Annotated in this window: 1 rRNA gene; it reads left to right on the top strand. The window is 56.9% G+C overall.

Features of this window, described 5'->3' with window-relative positions:
- Nucleotides 1–1,394, top strand: a 23S ribosomal RNA gene (locus ACZ4V6_RS36540); the annotation flags it as partial.
- Between the last annotated feature and the right edge of the window lie 22 nt (nucleotides 1,395–1,416).

The raw sequence follows: 1,416 nt of genomic DNA on the forward strand, positions 1-1,416 counted from the left end.
GGCTGAGACCTGATGCCGAGCCGATTGTGGTGAAGTGGATGATCCTATGCTGTCGAGAAAAGCCTCTAGCGAGTTTCATGGCGGCCCGTACCCTAAACCGACTCAGGTGGTCAGGTAGAGAATACCGAGGCGTTCGGGTGAACTATGGTTAAGGAACTCGGCAAAATGCCCCCGTAACTTCGGGAGAAGGGGGGCCACACCCGGTGACCGGATTTACTCCGTGAGCTGGGGGTGGCCGCAGAGACCAGCGAGAAGCGACTGTTTACTAAAAACACAGGTCCGTGCGAAGCCGTAAGGCGATGTATACGGACTGACGCCTGCCCGGTGCTGGAACGTTAAGGGGACCGGTTAGCTCACCTTCGGGTGGGCGAAGCTGAGAACTTAAGCGCCAGTAAACGGCGGTGGTAACTATAACCATCCTAAGGTAGCGAAATTCCTTGTCGGGTAAGTTCCGACCTGCACGAATGGCGTAACGACTTCTCGACTGTCTCAACCATAGGCCCGGTGAAATTGCACTACGAGTAAAGATGCTCGTTTCGCGCAGCAGGACGGAAAGACCCCGGGACCTTTACTACAGTTTGATATTGGTGTTCGGTTCGGCTTGTGTAGGATAGCTGGGAGACTGTGAACTCTGGACGCCAGTTCAGGGGGAGTCGTCGTTGAAATACCAGTCTGGTCGTGCTGGATGTCTAACCTGGGTCCGTGATCCGGATCAGGGACAGTGTCTGATGGGTAGTTTAACTGGGGCGGTTGCCTCCTAAAGGGTAACGGAGGCGCCCAAAGGTTCCCTCAGCCTGGTTGGCAATCAGGTGTTGAGTGTAAGTGCACAAGGGAGCTTGACTGTGAGACCGACGGGTCGAGCAGGGACGAAAGTCGGGACTAGTGATCCGGCGGTGGCTTGTGGAAGCGCCGTCGCTCAACGGATAAAAGGTACCCCGGGGATAACAGGCTGATCTTCCCCAAGAGTCCATATCGACGGGATGGTTTGGCACCTCGATGTCGGCTCGTCGCATCCTGGGGCTGGAGTCGGTCCCAAGGGTTGGGCTGTTCGCCCATTAAAGCGGTACGCGAGCTGGGTTTAGAACGTCGTGAGACAGTTCGGTCCCTATCCGCTGTGCGCGCAGGAGTCTTGAGAAGGGCTGTCCCTAGTACGAGAGGACCGGGACGGACGAACCTCTGGTGTGCCAGTTGTCCTGCCAAGGGCATGGCTGGTTGGCTACGTTCGGGAGGGATAACCGCTGAAAGCATCTAAGCGGGAAGCCTGCTTCGAGATGAGGACTCCCACCCACTTGATGGGGTAAGGCTCCCAGTAGACGACTGGGTTGATAGGCCGGATCTGGAAGCACCGCAAGGTGTGGAGGTGACCGGTACTAATAGGCCGAGGGCTTGTCCTCAGTTGCTCGCGTCCACTGTGTT

The sequence above is a fragment of the Streptomyces sp. NPDC029152 genome, from assembly GCF_055564355.1.